We start from the raw sequence: 14,746 nt of genomic DNA, 5'->3' as shown, positions 1-14,746 counted from the left end.
TGGTGAAAAGACGTAGGAAAGGGAGAAAATGTAGACTTACAGGGAGGGCTTCACATCCAGCATCCGGACTTGGCCGGTAGCCGGCATCAAGCCCGATTTCAGCATGATCAGCTGTCCTTTGTTGCCAGCTGAGAAGGATGCAAAACCGGTGCCAAGTCCGGCCCGCGCCTCCCGGCTGATGACGTATAGCGTCCGGCGCAACGGATACACTTTCTGCGCCAGATACGCCTGATACGGCTGTACGTAGTCGGACGGAGTTGCGCCGGTATTCTTCGTGCTGATACCAGCAACCCGGATTCCTTTCAGGAACTTGGGAACCTTCGGGTCGTCCCGGTCACTGATCCAGTTAATTCCGATTACCCCAATAGCATTGGGATGAGTAGCAACGTAATCAATAAGCGCTGGGTTCGATTTAGACGCAAAAACTCCTTTGGCAAGCGCTGCACCACGCGTTACGGAATCCTGCACATAGCGGGCAGTGCTGGAGTTGTTGTTGTCAAATACCGCCGTAATATCCCCCAGTTTGTTACCGGAGCTGATCTGGCTCCACTGCTTTAGCTGGCCCGTGAAAATGCCTTTCAACTGGTCTACCGTCAGCAGAGAATCAGTGTTGCTGGGGTGCACGATAATGGCCACCCCATCTACCCCGATACGAATAGCGCGGGGCTCAATCCGCAGCTGCTGAAACTTTGCCTTCTCATCTGCCGTCAGCTCGCGCGCTACCACGGCCAGCCGGACGCTGTCGGCCATAAAAGCCCGCATCACGTCCAGCTCCGGCTTGTAAGCCGCCTGAATGTGGGCGCTGGGGTACAGTTTCTGAAACGTATCTACCTGCGACTTCAGGATGGGGGCAAACGTCTCATCCACCCCGATACGAATGGTTCCGCTGGTCGGAGTGTCGGTGGCGTCCGGCTGGGTGGCCGTGTTATTGCCGCCGCAGCTGGTTAGCCATGCGCAGGCCAGCAGGCAGGCACTGGTACTCCAAAATTTAGCGTGCGTCATCCCGGTCTTTTTTGAAATGTTGCTGGTAGGTGCGGACAAATCTAACGATTCCGTAAAATACGAAGACACCAGCCAGAAGGCGGCGGGGCAGCTCCGGCAAGTTAAAAGTGCCGGCCGGAGCCAGCCACAGAAACACCCCAATGCCCGCGTAAAATACCGACATGATGAGGGTAAAGTAGCGTACCAGAGTAGGTTGGCTACGTTGATCCAACCGTTCGTTGGTGGTAGGGCGTTCGGACATATTAAAGTTCTGACTAAAGGCAGGTAGGTAGCTTCTAAACGCAAAATCACCCGGATTTTGTTCGTTTACAATCCGTGCCATATGCCGCATCGGAAGAGCAGTCCGCAAAAAAAGCCAAAAAACGGCTGGTTCTACGCGAACCAGTCGTTTTTTGGCTTTTGAAAAAACAATTCAATTAACGCTATGTGCCATCGGCTTTCTACTCGTACTTAAACGTGATGGGTAGCGTGTAGCGCACGGGTACCGCGTGATGGTTCTGGTAGCCAGGCTTCCAGGCAGGCATCTGGCGGATAACGCGGCTAGCCTCCTCATCGGTGCCAAACCCCAGCCCCTTTAGTACGGATACATCCTGAATACTACCGTCGGCATTCACGGTAAAGGAGATGAATATTTTGCCCTCCACGCCGTTGCGCAATGCCTGGGAAGGATAATGCAGCTGGCGCTGCAGGTATTTGGCCAGCGCTGCCTGACCGCCCGCAAACTCCGGCATTTCCTCCACATGCACGAATGGCTCCACTACAGCCGGGGCGGCGGGTTGCGTTACGGTATCGGTACCGCGGCCCGTGGAGCCGATAACCGTACCTCCATCACCTGCCTGAGCCACCGGGCCCACTACCACGGGGCCATCAATTGGCGGCGCGGTAATCGGATCCGTTGCCGGCGGAGTCACATGGTCGTTCGGCACTACGCGGGGCGGTAGCAAAGCGGGTGGGCGTACCACTACTGTAGGGCGGGCGGCTGTGGCTGGAGCAGGCTTGACAAAAACAGGATCAATCAGTGTAATGGGTGGCAAGTCTCCCTTATTTATATCCGGCACTACGGTAACAGGGGGGAAGAAGTGCTGCACAGCAAGTGGAACGGCCAGCAGCAGGCCGGCTAAAGCGGTGGCAATACCAACGGCTTTAATAACGTGCTGACCATACAGCTTCCGGAGCACATAGGCTCCGTAGGCTTTGTTGCGGCCCTCAAATACAATGTCATCGAGGGAGGGTAGGGAGGTGTGCGCGGCTGTGGTCATGGGATAAATAGTTAAAGTGAACGATGAAAGAATACAGATCTATAATTCCAAGCCATTCGCCCCTGCCTCTTACCACTTATGCACTGGCTTTCAGTTATTCAACGCGTCTGTAAATGCTTATAGTATGCCAGCCGACTATATTTTTTTTCGACAGTATTCACCACGAAAAAGCCCCAGACCGGACAATGTCCAATCTGGGGCTTTAGGTGTTCAGCGGCGGGTGCCTATGAACGAGCTTGCTTACTTGATGGCGAAGGTTACCGGAACAGTGTAGTACACTGATACAGCACGACCATTCTGCTTGCCAGGGGTGAAGCGAGGCAGGTTTTTGATTACCCGCAGCGACTCTTCGTCGCAACCGGCACCAATGCCCTTCTGCACTTCGGCATTCGTAACCGATCCGTCAGGACCTACTACGAACTTGATAAATACCCGGCCTTCCACCTGGTTACGCAGCGCCATTGCCGGGTACTTGATGTTCTTGGCAATGTACTGCAGCAACGCTTCCTGTCCACCGGGGAAAACCGGCATCTGTTCCACGTAGGTGTAGGGCTTGGTTTCCACCACTTCCTCTACCGCTTTGGTGCCTTCACCGGGTTCCAAACCAGCCAGGTCGGCGGGGTTGTCGGTGTTGCCCTTCACGGTTTCGTTGGCTACCACCTTATCCTTCAGCTCTTCCTGATCCGGAATTTCTTCCTGCTTCTGTACCTCTTCGTCCTTTTTAACAACGGGAGGTACAAACTTGATAGTGGAGAGCTTTGGCGGCGGCGGTGGCGGCGCGTCTGGTGGCGGCGGGGGTGGGGGTGGCGGCTTCGTAGCGTCCAGGGGTGGGGCTTCGAGTACGTTCACCTTGAGCATCTTCTCGTCTACTGCTACCTCGTCCTTCTTCAGCATGCGAGCCACCAGGGGAAACGCAATGAAGAGGGCGAACAGCGCAATAGCAATAAGAACTGCCCGGGTTACGTGCTTGCCATACACCCGCCGGATTACGTAGGCTCCATAGGCCTTATTGCGCCCCTCGAAGACGATATCGTCGAGGGAGGCTTTGGCCAACTGTGCGTTGTCCATCATAATCCAGAAGATTTAATCAGTTCCTGGTCGGGCTTGGAAATGTCCACCAACGCGTACTTTTTCGTCTCGGTGATGTTCATTTCGTCCAAAATGTCGACCATGTTCTTATAAGCGGCTTTGTCGTCCGGCTTAATCAGCACTACCAGCTGGGGGTTGCTCTTGTGCTGCAGCAGCACTTTGCGAATCCCGTCAGCACCGTAGTTCGAGAGTTTCAGCTCGGGCTTCGTGGTGCCGTCCAACAGACCGTCGTAGTAATACAGCTTGTTGTTCTCACCCAGCAGCAACGTCAGGGCATTGGATGCCTTGATGGGCGGCTGCTCTTCACCCGGCTTGGGCTTTACCGGCATAGCAACCTCCATTACGGTCGGCTTGCTAAAGGTAGTCGTGAGCATGAAGAAGGTGAGCAGGAGAAAGGCCAAGTCTACCATCGGGGTCATGTCGATTTTGGTCGACATTTTCTTGGCCCGCTTCTTCCCACCTTTACCGGAGTCACCGGATTGTTGAATTTCTGCCATGTCTGTGCGGGTTACTTACCGGCTACTGGTTTAGTTTCCAGGTCGGTAATGAGGTTGAACCGGTTAATGTTCTTATCCTGCATCAGCTTGATGACTCTCTTCACCGTCGGCACGTCGGCATTACCGTCGCCTTTAATGGCAACGTAGGCCGGCTTACCGTAGGCTGATTTGCGGCTCAGGGCCTGAGCGGTCTGTACCCATTCAATGAACTGGTTGTTCACGGAGTCAGCCGGAATACCGGTCTGCTTCACGTTCTTCCGCTGCTCGCTGTCCAGGTTCAGGAGAGCGGGTAGCTGTTCAATGGGAGTACCAAAGCTCGAGGCAACGCCTTTGAAGGCCTGGATCTGCGACGGGGTGAAGCTCACTCCGTACTTAGCTCCGACCTGCGTCAGCAAATCCGACTTGATAGCGTCATCATCCACCCCGAAGAATACCCGCTTGTCTTTGTCAACCGCAATGGTAATTACGTGCGACTCGGGCAGGCGAATTTCGGAGGTAGAGGAGGGCGTATCAACCACCACGGCCTCTTCCGGGGCAAACTTGGTGGTGAGCATGAAGAAAGTCACCAGCAGGAAGGCCAAGTCCACCATCGGAGTCATATCCAACGACGGGGAGGTTCTATGAGGCTTTACTTTGGGCATTGCTGGTGTCGGTTAATAGCGTAATTCAGAAACGAAAGAACCTGTGCTTTAGTGCGTAAAGGCACTAAAAATTAAGCAACGTGGTGGTCGGTTTCGCCGTGCTGAGCAGCGTAGGTCTGAATGATGCTGAAACCAGCTTCGTCGATGCTGTAGGTCAGCTCGTCAATCTTGCTGGTGAAGAAGTTGTAGGCTACGATGGCCAGAGCCGAAGTACCGATACCCAGAGCCGTGTTGATCAGAGCTTCCGAAATACCGTTAGCCAGACCTACTGCGTCAGGAGCACCACCTTGGGCCAGAGCCGAGAAGGCCTTGATCATACCCAGTACCGTACCGATCAGACCGGTCAGCGTGGCTACCGAAGCCAGGGTCGAGATGATAACGAGGTTTTTCTCCAGCATGGGCAGTTCCAGAGCCGTCGATTCCTCGATTTCCTTCTGGATGGCCAGGATTTTCTGGTCTTTCTCCATGTTGCGCTCACGCGACATTTCCTGGTACTTCATCAGGCCAGCGCGAACTACGTTGGCTACCGAGCCTTTCTGCTGGTCGCAGGCGGCAATAGCACCGGTGATGTCGTTCACATTCAGCTTCTGACGGATGGTGCGAACGAAAGTTTCGATGCTCTTCGAGCCTTTAGCGCGGCCGATGGTCAGGGCACGCTCAATCGAGAAGATGAACACGCACAGGAACATGGTCATCAGTACAGGTACTACGGGACCACCTTTGTACACTACGCCAAAGTAGTCGCCCGAAATGGGGTTGTTGTCATGGCTACCACCTTGGAAGTGGCTACCGTCGCCGAGGACGAAGATGTAAATGACTACGCTGACAATAAACGCCACCAGGATGGCGATAACGGCAAATGAGGATGAACCACCACCCTTGGACTCGCCCTTAGGCGCAGCAGCAGCGGCGGGCCGAGCCGCGGGCTTGTTCATGGCATTCTTTTGTTCCATTGTTCCGGAGAATTAGTGGGTTGTTGGTGAAAGGTTGACGTACGTGTGAAAAAAAAAGAAAAACAGCGGCTAATCGATTTCACTTCGACCGTCGCTCACCCGCATCCTGCTTCGCGGGATGGGTCTGCTCGTGTGCGAAGTCTGTGGCAAAATCAGAAGTAGCCTTGGCAAACCTAAATAAAAAACCTGACTGCCGCCAAATGAAAAATGGGTTTAAACGCTTTAAACCGATGTGAACCTCAAAAAAAGGCTATTTTTATTGCGTTGCTTCATGGTTACCGGGAGCTTGCTTTTTGGCTTGTTCCCAATATACGTCCATCTGGGCCAGGGTGAGGTCGTGCAGGGCGTGACCATCCTGAGCAGCCTGAGTTTCCAGATACTGGAAACGGTGGATGAACTTGCGGTTGGTTCGCTCCAGTGCCTCTTCGGGGTTGATACCCGCGTGCCGGGCAAAATTGATAAGCGAGAATAGCAAGTCGCCGAACTCCGCCGTGGCACGCTCCTGATTGATTTCGGCCGGAGTACTATTGGAAAACTCTTCTCCAAACTCCGCCAGTTCCTCCTGTACTTTTTCCCATACCTGTTCCGGCTGCTCCCAGTCGAACCCGGCTCCGCGTGCCTTTTCCTGAATGCGCATAGCCTTCACCAGCGCCGGTAACGACGTAGGTACGCCGCCTAGTACTGAGGAGTTGCCTTTTTCCTGCAGCTTAAGCTGCTCCCAATTGCGTTTTACGGCTTCCTCGTCGTCGGCCTGCACGTCGCCATAGATGTGCGGGTGCCGGAAAATGAGCTTTTCGCACTGGGCATTCAGTACGTCAGCAATGTCGAAAGCGCCTTGCTCACTGGCAATTTTGGCATAAAACGTCAGGTGCAGCATCACGTCGCCTAACTCCTTTTTGAGGTCGGGCAGGTCATGGCGGATGATGGCGTCGCTGAGCTCGTAGGTTTCCTCAATGGTGAGGTGACGGAGGCTTTCCAGGGTCTGTTTCCGGTCCCAGGGACATTCGGCCCGCAGGCGCTCCAATACATCAAGCAGGCGGCCGAAGGCTTCCAGTTGCTGCGGCCGACGGGCAGGGGTGTTGTATTCCATTACACCAAATATACAACGGCTGACGTCTTTCTCTGTTACTACATGTAAGCCGGTTCTACTATCGGCATCTATTGACCCGGATTCTTTCGTAGGGAAAGCAGGCGCAGTTGGCTACTTTTGCAGCCTGATAACGCATTACTTCTCGCACTTCAACATAGCGCACATACTGTGGCACTGATCAAATCAATTTCGGGCATCCGGGGAACCATTGGGGGGGCGGCCGGCGACGGCCTGACGCCTATTGATGTGGTAAAATATGCGGCTGCCTTTGGTACCTGGGTTCTGCAGCAAACTGATAATAACACCATCATTATCGGCCGCGACGCCCGCTTGTCGGGGGATATGGTGAGCCGGCTGGTATCGGCCACGCTGCAGGGACTGGGCATCCATGTCATTGACCTGGGCCTGAGCACCACGCCCACGGTGGAAATGGCCGTGCCGGCCAAAAAAGCGGGCGGCGGTATTATTCTGACGGCCTCGCACAACCCCAAGCAGTGGAACGCGCTGAAGCTACTCAACAGCAAAGGCGAGTTCATCTCGGACGAGGACGGCAAGAAAGTCTTGGCTCTGGGCGACTCGGAGGCGTTTGATTTCGCGCCGGTAACCAAGCTGGGTAGCTACACCACCGACGACACGTTCCTGCAGGAGCACATCGACGCTATTCTGGCGCTGCCGCTGGTGGATAAAGCCGCTATTCAGGCCAAAAACTTCCGGGTGGTGGTAGATGCGGTGAACTCCTGCGGGGGCTTTGCCGTGCCGATGCTGCTGGAGCAGTTGGGCGTGGAAGTAATTGAAAAGCTGTTCTGCGAGCCGACCGGCGACTTCGCCCACAACCCCGAGCCGCTGCCCGAGAACCTGCGCGAAATTGCCAAGACGATGGAAAAAGGCTCCTTCGACCTCGGCATTGTGGTAGACCCTGATGTGGACCGCCTGGCCCTGGTGAACGAAGACGGCACCATGTTCGGGGAGGAATACACGCTGGTGGCCGTGTCCGATTACGTGCTGCAGCAGCTGGGCGGCGGCAATACGGTGAGCAACCTGAGCAGCACCCGCGCCCTGCGCGACGTGACGGAGAAGCACGGCGGGCAGTATGCCGCCGCCGCCGTGGGCGAGGTGAACGTGGTAAACAAAATGAAGGAAACCAACGCCGTAATTGGTGGGGAAGGCAACGGGGGCATTATTTACCCCGAGCTGCACTACGGCCGCGACTCATTGGTGGGTATTGCGCTGTTTTTGAGCCACCTAGCTAAAACCGGCCTGACGATGACGCGCCTGCGGGCCTCGTATCCCAACTACTTCATCTCGAAGAATAAGATTGAGCTGACGCCTGAAATCAACACCGACCAGGTGCTGGTAGAGATGGAGAAGCGCTATGCCAAGCAGCCCGTAAATACCATTGATGGGGTGAAAATCGAATTTGACAAGGAGTGGGTGCACCTGCGCAAGTCAAACACTGAGCCTATCATCCGGATTTACGCCGAATCGGACTCCAACGCCACGGCCGACCATCTGGCCAACAAAATCATCGGCGACATCAAGGAAATCATCAGCAAATAGTGCTGTAACCGGCCTTGCGCCGCTAAACTGCCGGGCCACTTACCGCTACCCATGAGGGCTGCAGTAAGTGGCCCGACAGTTTTTTAGGAATGTGGCAGGTCGCACGGCCCAACGGAAACCACTATTTTTGTGGGCGTTTTCCTTTCCTGCGTTTTCACCCGCCTTCGTCTTGCTTTATGAACGTGTATTTCGATAATGCCGCTACCACGCCGCTGGACCCCGAAGTGCTGGATGCCATGCTGCCGTTTCTGCAGAACCATTTTGGCAACCCCAGCAGCATTCATGGCCACGGCCGGCAGGTACGCGCCGCCGTCGAAAATGCCCGCAAGACCATTGCACACCTGATTAACGCGGCTCCCGCCGAAATTGTGTTTACCTCCTGCGGCACCGAGGCCGATAACTACGCCGCTTTCGGGAGCGTGCGTACGTTGGGGCTAAAGCACGGTATCACCTCTAAGCTGGAGCATCACGCCGTGCTTCATACGATGCAGGCGCTGGAAAAATCCGATGGCATGGCACTGAGCTACCTGCGCCATGACGCGCAGGGCCGCCTCGACCTAGCGCATCTGGAGGAGTTGCTGGCTACGCATCCGCGCACGTTTGTGAGCTTGATGCACGCCAACAACGAAATCGGCAACCTCAATGATATTGCCGCCATTGGTGACATCTGCGCCCAACACAACGCCGTGTTTCATACCGATACGGTGCAGACCATGGGCCATTACCGCCACGACGTACAGCAGTTGAAGGCGCATTTCCTGGTAGGGTCGGCGCACAAATTTCATGGGCCGAAAGGGGTGGGGTTCCTGTACCGTCGCTCAGGCCAGACGGTGGATGCCCTGATTCATGGGGGCTCGCAGGAGCGCAATCAGCGGGCCGGTACTGAAAACGTGTACGGCATTGTCGGGCTGGCCAAAGCCTTGGAAATTGCCTACCGCGACATGGCCGAGCACCAGCGCCACATTCAGGGGCTGAAGGACCGGTTTATTGAGCGTTTGCGCGCTGAAATTGATGGGGTGGAGTTCAATGGCACCTCCGCTGACGCCGACCAGAGCCTGTACACGGTACTGAGCGTAAGTCTGCCGCCTTCGGAGCTGAATGAGATGCTGCTGTTCAACCTGGATATCAACCACGTATCGGTGTCGGGCGGCTCGGCGTGTACCAGCGGGGCCAATGCCGGCTCCCACGTACTGAATGCGTTGGAATGCGACCCAACCCGGGGCACCATCCGTTTTTCGATGAGCAAATACAACACGGCCGAGGAAGTGGATTACGCCGTGGAGCAGCTGGCCAAGATGTACCGGAAGGTGCCAGCGTAGCTTCCTTGACATACCAGAACTCGGATGCCCCGACCTGCCAACAGGTTGGGGCATTTGTGTTTTTCAGGTTGTCAGAGCCGTACGCCTGCATCATATTGCAGGCGGAGCGCGTAAGGCACACGCACCCTTTTCCGGTTTGTATGGCTGACATCAATATTCAACGCAAGAAGAACACTCCAAGCCCGTGGCTGCTGTTGCTGGTGGTACTGGCGGTAGTGGGCATTGGCGCATATTTCCTGTTCCGCGCCGAAACGGCCCCGCCCACTGATGTACCAGCTCCGGCTGGCTCCGGCATTCCGGCCCCGCCTGATAGCACTACTGGCGCCGAAACAGGCCCGGCTCCCGCCCCTGATGCCGTAGGGGATATGGCAGCCGAAGCCCCGGCTCCCGTAACGCCTTCGGTGCTGGCAGCGTTTGCCAAAGGTGATGCCTCGCAACCAACCTACGGGCAGGAAGGACTGCGGCTACTGAAGGCGGTGTTAGTGGATCTGGCTGACCGCGCCGATTTGCAGGATCCCACCATTCAAACCCGGCGCGACGATTTAACCAGCGCCACCAGCCGCCTCGGCGAGCCGGGCACCAGCCTGCGGCCCGGGTTTGTGGCTGCTGCGTCGCTGATTCAGGCTATTCAGCAAAAGGGGTATCCGGAGCAGGAAAAGGCGGTGCGGCAACTGGCTACGCTCACGGAGGGGCTAAGCGGCCGGAACACAACTGCACAGGATCAACAGCAGGTACAAGCCTATTTTCAGCAGGCTGCCGAGCTGGTGCAGGCCCTGAGTGAGCCGCCCCGGTAAGCGGCTGAGCTCTGCTTTTTGAAGTAATTGCCCACAATAACCGTATTTATGGAAACCACCACTGGCCCAATACCATCCGCCGAAGGCATGCACCTGCGCCGCCTGCGCGACCTGACCGAATTTGAAGTGGCCGACGGCAACCCCGATGTACGTGGCTGGTCGGTGCGCGGGGCCGATGGCCGCCAGTTTGGGCAGGTCTTCGAGCTGATTGTAGATGTGGATGCCCTCAAAGTGCGATACCTCGATATTGAACTGGACGAAAGCCTGCGAATCAACGAGCGGGACCGGCACATTCTGCTGCCCATCGGGGTAGCGGCGCTTGATGAGGAAGCCGATAACGTGTTTGTCCCTTCTCTCACGGCCCAAACAGTGCTGGAGTATCCGCCCTACGTCGAAATTCAGATTACCCGGCAATACGAGGAGGCCATGCTACGGGCGCTGAGCCTGCCGCTGGCCGCTGCACCCGGGCAGGATTTCTATGGGCAGCCCGTGTATGATGGGTCCGGGTTCTACCAGCGCCGCAAGCTTGGGTAGGATAGCGTCACGCAAAAGCCCCGGCCCCGCTGCACTGTGCAGCGGGGCCGGGGCTTTGATATATTCTGTACTGGCTAGTTCCGATGAATCATATCGGTTACAGCGTCCACCCACAGGGGGGTAGAGTTCAGGCTGGGTACCAGCTGCCAGTGCTGGCCGCCGGCTTCCTCAAACAGTTCCTTGAATTCCTCGCCTACTTCAATGGTCGTTTCCAGGCAGTCAGCCACAAAGGCCGGGCTGAATGCCAGTACGTTCTTAATGCCTTTGGCAGGCATTTCCTTAATTACCTCGTCGGTGTAGGGCTGCAGCCATGGGTCGCGGAGGCGGCTCTGCAGGCGGCTTTGGAAGGTAGTGGTGTATTGCTCAGGGCTAAGGCCCAGCGCGGCCCCCAGCTGGCGCGAGGTTTCAAAGCACTGCGCCCGGTAGCAGTACCGGTTGTTCTTGTTGTAACTGTTGCAGCAGCTGCCCAGCTTGCAGTAGTTTTTGTGGCTGCCCTTCAGCACGTGCCGCTCCGGAATACCGTGGTAGCTGAATACGATATGGTCGTAGTCGTGCTTTTCCAGTTCAGCTTTGCCTAAAGCCGCGAAGCTGTTGATGAAGCCCGGATCATCCACGAACGTGCTGATAAAGCTGATGCTGGGCACCACCCACCATTTGCTCACCAGCTCCATCACCTTTTCCTGCACCGAGCCGGTGCTGGCCGCCGCGTACTGCGGGAACAGCGGCAGCACGATAATGCGGTCCACGGCCGCGTCGCGCAGCTCCTGCAAAGCACTTTCGATGCTGGGGTTCTGGTAGCGCATGCCGAAGGCCACCAAATAATCTTTGCCCAGCTTCTCCTGCACCAGTTTCTGCAGGTCCAGGCCGTGGTAGAGCAGGGGAGAGCCCCGGTCCTTATCCCACAGCTGCTGGTAAATCTTTGCCGATTTGGGTGCCCGTAGCGGCACCACCAGCCCCCGGAAGAGCGGGTAACGCACGGCGGCTGGCATGTCAATCACGCGGGCATCGGTGAGAAACTCGTTGAGGTAGCGGCGCACATCGGGCGTGTTGGGCGAGTCGGGCGTACCCAGATTGACGAGCAGGACGCCGATGCGGCCCTTGGAAGATGCTGAAGAAGAAGGCATAAACTATTGATACGGTGGCCCAAACGGCTGACGACCCGTACAAGAGGGCAGCCAGGGCCGCCTCGTGCAGGGAAGTGCAAAGGTCGCACAATCAGCCGCCGAAGAAAAACTGACTTCCATCAGCTTTCCTACTGCAGCCAAGACAAACTCCCCACTGCCAATGTTCTGGCAAGCAGCCCGAAGGCCGCTAAAAAACCGTACCTTTGCAGCCCAAAATCCAGAATCTGAAGTGAATACCGAACCAACTCCGCACCGCGCCGGCTTTGTGAGCATTATTGGCAAGCCCAACGTAGGCAAGTCCACGCTCATGAACGCCCTGATGGGTGAGCGGCTCAGCATCGTGACCAGCAAGGCCCAGACCACGCGCCACCGCATCCTGGGCATCCTCAACGGCGACGATTTTCAATTGGTGTATTCCGATACGCCCGGTATTATCCAGCCCAAATACGAGTTGCACAACGCCATGATGTCGTTCGTGTATTCGTCGCTGGAAGATGCTGACGTGGTGCTGTTTGTGACTGATATCTACGAAAAGCACGACGAGGAGCCGGTGGTGGAACGCCTACGCAAAATGGTGGATACCCCCATTCTGCTGTTGGTAAACAAGATTGACCAGGCCGACCAGGCCGAGGTAGAGGCTAAGGTGGAATACTGGCGTAGCCATTTGCCCAACGCGGCCCGGGTACTGCCCATTTCGGCGCTGGAGAAATTCGGTACCGGTGAACTGCTGGATCTGGTGCTGAGCTACCTGCCCGTGCACCCGCCCTACTACCCCAAAGACGAGCTGACCGACAAGCCCGAGCGGTTCTTCGCGGCGGAGATGATCCGCGAGAAAATCTTCAAGCTCTATAAAAAAGAAGTACCCTACAGCTGCGAGGTAGGCATTGAGGAGTTCAAAGAAGATGACGACATCATCCGGATGCGGGCCATCATCTTCGTGGAGCGCAGCAGTCAGAAAGGTATCATCATCGGCCAGCAGGGTGCGGCCCTGAAAAAAGTGGGCACCTGGGCCCGCGAGGAAATGGAGAAGTTCTTCCAGAAGAAAGTCTTCCTCGAAATCCACGTCAAAGTCAACGAAAACTGGCGCACCGACCCCAAGGCATTGAATCGGTTCGGGTACAGCCAATAATATTCAGTCCGATGATTCCAGAAGACATGCCAGCATGGTTGATACTATTGATTTCTGTAATAGTCTTTGCCATCGGTATTGTATTGTGGGTTCAGGCGCAAACTGACTACCAGCGGCATCGACCCGATCGGGAAACAATGCCTGAGTGGTCTCGTCAGTCCCGTCAGTCGCGTATACCCCGACAGTTTTTAAATGCTTTAGGGGCCATTCTACTTGGTTTGTATTTACTCACGGTTGCCTGGAATCGGCTATAGAAGATTCTGAAAACCTCCGACCTCACATTCACTTAACTACTCCGGGCACTGCCGAACTTGGTCGGGCCGGCGGCTGGAGTCAGACACATGAAGAATACCATTGCCATTGTGGGCCGCCCGAACGTGGGCAAATCCACCCTGTTCAACCGCCTCGTGGGCCAGCGTAAGGCCATCATGGACAACGAAAGCGGCGTAACCCGCGACCGGCACTACGGCTACGGCGAGTGGACCGGCACCTACTACACCGTGATTGACACGGGTGGGTACGTGCACAACTCCGATGACATTTTCGAAGGCGAAATCAACAAGCAGGTAAAGCTGGCTATTGATGAGGCTGACGTGGTGCTGTTTATGGTTGACGTAGACGCCGGCGTACACCACCTCGATGAGGAATTTGCCAATGTGCTGCGCCGCTACCAAGGCAAAAAGCCCATCTACATTGTAGCCAACAAAGCCGATACCAACGCCCGTGCCCACGCCGCCGGCGAGTTCTACACCCTAGGTGTTGGCGACGGTGAAATTTACCCCATCAGCTCCCAGAGCGGCTCGGGTACCGGTGATTTGCTGGACGCCGTTGTCAGCCACTTCGAGGAGGAAGGCATTGAGGAGCCCGATCTGGGCATCCCGAAAATTGCCGTGGTGGGCCGTCCCAACGTGGGCAAGTCGTCGTTCGTGAACCTGCTGCTGGGCACCGACCGGAGCATCGTAACGGATATTGCCGGCACCACCCGCGACTCCATTCAGGCCCGCTACAATGCCTTCGGCAAGGAGTTTATGCTGGTAGATACGGCCGGCTTGCGCCGCAAAACCAAGGTGCACGAAGACGTGGAGTTTTACTCCGTGCTGCGCTCCATCCGGGCCCTGGAAGAAGCCGATGTGTGCGTGGTGATGCTGGACGCCACCCGGGGCATTGAGGCCCAGGATGTGAACATCATTGGCTTGGCCGACAAGAACCGCAAGGGCATCGTGATTCTGGTGAACAAGTGGGACCTGATTGAGAACAAGGAAACCAATACGGCCAAGGAGTTCGAAGCCAAAATCATGGAAAAAATAGCGCCCATTGCCTATCCGCCCGTGATTTTCATTTCCGTACTCAACAAGCAGCGCGTGCACAAAGCCATTGAAACGGCCATTGACGTGTACGAAAACAAGCGCCGCAAAATCCCGACTTCGGAGCTGAACGAGGTAATGCTGAAGGAAATTGAGAAGTACCCGCCGCCCATCCAGAAGGGCAAAATGGTACGCATCAAGTACGCCACGCAACTGCCCACGCACAATCCGGTGTTTGCCTTCTTCTGCAACCTGCCCCAGTACGTGAAAGAAAGCTACACCCGCTACCTGGAAAACCGCCTGCGCGAAAACTTCAACTTCACGGGCGTACCCATCGGCATCGTATTCCGCAAGAAATAGACGGCAGCTATATAGTGGGTGAATGAAGAAAAGATGAAAATTATTCTGGGGGTCGGGTTACCTTCTGGCAGAACCCATATAAAGCCTCGATTCT

General features: G+C 56.0%; 15 protein-coding genes. 6 read left to right on the top strand and 9 right to left on the bottom strand.

The window, feature by feature from the left end; genetic code table 11:
* Positions 1-36: 36 nt before the first annotated feature.
* From EI291_RS07510 to mazG, 8 genes are all read right to left on the bottom strand, one after another.
* Positions 37-1,002: a PstS family phosphate ABC transporter substrate-binding protein gene (locus tag EI291_RS07510; protein ID WP_125419193.1), complete on the bottom strand. Its 966-nt coding sequence runs from the start codon at positions 1,000-1,002 to the stop codon at positions 37-39.
* Positions 989-1,324, bottom strand: coding sequence for a hypothetical protein (locus EI291_RS07505; protein WP_125419192.1), 336 nt, complete (start codon positions 1,322-1,324; stop codon positions 989-991). Before EI291_RS07505 ends, EI291_RS07510 begins: the two co-directional genes overlap by 14 nt.
* Positions 1,325-1,442: 118 nt before the next feature.
* Complete coding sequence (locus EI291_RS07500; protein ID WP_125419191.1) at positions 1,443-2,261, bottom strand: energy transducer TonB; 819 nt, start codon at positions 2,259-2,261, stop codon at positions 1,443-1,445.
* A gap of 240 nt (positions 2,262-2,501) precedes the next feature.
* Entirely contained in the window at positions 2,502-3,332 is an 831-nt protein-coding gene (locus EI291_RS07495) for an energy transducer TonB (protein WP_240635422.1), read from the bottom strand.
* Entirely contained in the window at positions 3,329-3,847 is a 519-nt protein-coding gene (locus EI291_RS07490) for an ExbD/TolR family protein (protein WP_125419190.1), read from the bottom strand. The genes EI291_RS07495 and EI291_RS07490 overlap by 4 nt, the downstream gene beginning before the upstream one ends.
* 11 nt (positions 3,848-3,858) lie before the next feature.
* Complete coding sequence (locus EI291_RS07485) at positions 3,859-4,488, bottom strand: ExbD/TolR family protein (protein ID WP_125419189.1); 630 nt, start codon at positions 4,486-4,488, stop codon at positions 3,859-3,861.
* Between the two features lie 71 nt (positions 4,489-4,559).
* Positions 4,560-5,423 (bottom strand): MotA/TolQ/ExbB proton channel family protein, encoded by an 864-nt coding sequence (locus EI291_RS07480; RefSeq protein ID WP_205701581.1) that lies wholly within the window; start codon positions 5,421-5,423, stop codon positions 4,560-4,562.
* A 274-nt stretch (positions 5,424-5,697) separates the two neighbouring features.
* On the bottom strand, positions 5,698-6,531 hold the full coding sequence (gene mazG, locus EI291_RS07475; protein WP_125419187.1) for a nucleoside triphosphate pyrophosphohydrolase: 834 nt from the start codon (positions 6,529-6,531) through the stop codon (positions 5,698-5,700).
* A gap of 168 nt (positions 6,532-6,699) precedes the next feature.
* Between mazG and glmM the strand changes: the two genes are divergently transcribed.
* The 4 genes from glmM to EI291_RS07455 all read left to right on the top strand — a co-directional run bounded on the left by glmM (position 6,700) and on the right by EI291_RS07455 (position 10,735).
* The gene (glmM, locus tag EI291_RS07470) at positions 6,700-8,088 is read left to right on the top strand and encodes a phosphoglucosamine mutase (protein WP_125419186.1); all 1,389 of its coding nucleotides are present in this window, start codon (positions 6,700-6,702) and stop codon (positions 8,086-8,088) included.
* Positions 8,089-8,264: 176 nt separating this feature from the next.
* Positions 8,265-9,407, top strand: a complete 1,143-nt coding sequence (locus EI291_RS07465; protein ID WP_125419185.1) for a cysteine desulfurase family protein — start codon at positions 8,265-8,267, stop codon at positions 9,405-9,407.
* A 140-nt stretch (positions 9,408-9,547) separates the two neighbouring features.
* Complete coding sequence (locus EI291_RS07460; RefSeq protein ID WP_125419184.1) at positions 9,548-10,201, top strand: hypothetical protein; 654 nt, start codon at positions 9,548-9,550, stop codon at positions 10,199-10,201.
* A 48-nt stretch (positions 10,202-10,249) separates the two neighbouring features.
* Positions 10,250-10,735: a PRC-barrel domain-containing protein gene (locus EI291_RS07455; protein WP_125419183.1), complete on the top strand. Its 486-nt coding sequence runs from the start codon at positions 10,250-10,252 to the stop codon at positions 10,733-10,735.
* A gap of 74 nt (positions 10,736-10,809) precedes the next feature.
* Here the strand turns inward: EI291_RS07455 and hemH are convergent, their stop codons facing one another.
* Positions 10,810-11,859: a ferrochelatase gene (gene hemH / locus EI291_RS07450; RefSeq protein ID WP_125419182.1), complete on the bottom strand. Its 1,050-nt coding sequence runs from the start codon at positions 11,857-11,859 to the stop codon at positions 10,810-10,812.
* Positions 11,860-12,088: 229 nt separating this feature from the next.
* Between hemH and era the strand changes: the two genes are divergently transcribed.
* Both era and der read left to right on the top strand, forming a co-directional pair.
* Positions 12,089-12,988 carry a GTPase Era gene (era, locus tag EI291_RS07445; protein WP_125419181.1) on the top strand — a complete coding sequence of 300 codons (900 nt, stop codon included), beginning with the start codon at positions 12,089-12,091 and terminating at the stop codon, positions 12,986-12,988.
* A gap of 341 nt (positions 12,989-13,329) precedes the next feature.
* A complete protein-coding gene (der, locus tag EI291_RS07440; RefSeq protein WP_125419180.1) occupies positions 13,330-14,652 on the top strand; it encodes a ribosome biogenesis GTPase Der in 1,323 nt (440 codons plus the stop codon).
* The last annotated feature ends 94 nt before the right edge of the window (positions 14,653-14,746 follow it).

It is taken from the genome of Hymenobacter rigui (assembly GCF_003944715.1).
Taxonomy (GTDB): domain Bacteria; phylum Bacteroidota; class Bacteroidia; order Cytophagales; family Hymenobacteraceae; genus Hymenobacter; species Hymenobacter rigui.
This window is presented reverse-complemented; position numbering and strand designations above follow the sequence as displayed.

Coding starts and splice junctions, on each gene's coding strand:
- EI291_RS07510 (WP_125419193.1), bottom strand. CDS start 1,002: ATGACGCACGCTAAATTTTGGAGTACCAGTGCCTGCCTGCTGGCCTGC.
- EI291_RS07505 (WP_125419192.1), bottom strand. CDS start 1,324: ATGGCACGGATTGTAAACGAACAAAATCCGGGTGATTTTGCGTTTAGA.
- EI291_RS07500 (WP_125419191.1), bottom strand. CDS start 2,261: ATGACCACAGCCGCGCACACCTCCCTACCCTCCCTCGATGACATTGTA.
- EI291_RS07495 (WP_240635422.1), bottom strand. CDS start 3,332: ATGATGGACAACGCACAGTTGGCCAAAGCCTCCCTCGACGATATCGTC.
- EI291_RS07490 (WP_125419190.1), bottom strand. CDS start 3,847: ATGGCAGAAATTCAACAATCCGGTGACTCCGGTAAAGGTGGGAAGAAG.
- EI291_RS07485 (WP_125419189.1), bottom strand. CDS start 4,488: ATGCCCAAAGTAAAGCCTCATAGAACCTCCCCGTCGTTGGATATGACT.
- EI291_RS07480 (WP_205701581.1), bottom strand. CDS start 5,423: ATGAACAAGCCCGCGGCTCGGCCCGCCGCTGCTGCTGCGCCTAAGGGC.
- mazG (WP_125419187.1), bottom strand. CDS start 6,531: ATGGAATACAACACCCCTGCCCGTCGGCCGCAGCAACTGGAAGCCTTC.
- EI291_RS07465 (WP_125419185.1), top strand. CDS start 8,265: ATGAACGTGTATTTCGATAATGCCGCTACCACGCCGCTGGACCCCGAA.
- EI291_RS07460 (WP_125419184.1), top strand. CDS start 9,548: ATGGCTGACATCAATATTCAACGCAAGAAGAACACTCCAAGCCCGTGG.
- EI291_RS07455 (WP_125419183.1), top strand. CDS start 10,250: ATGGAAACCACCACTGGCCCAATACCATCCGCCGAAGGCATGCACCTG.
- hemH (WP_125419182.1), bottom strand. CDS start 11,859: ATGCCTTCTTCTTCAGCATCTTCCAAGGGCCGCATCGGCGTCCTGCTC.
- der (WP_125419180.1), top strand. CDS start 13,330: ATGAAGAATACCATTGCCATTGTGGGCCGCCCGAACGTGGGCAAATCC.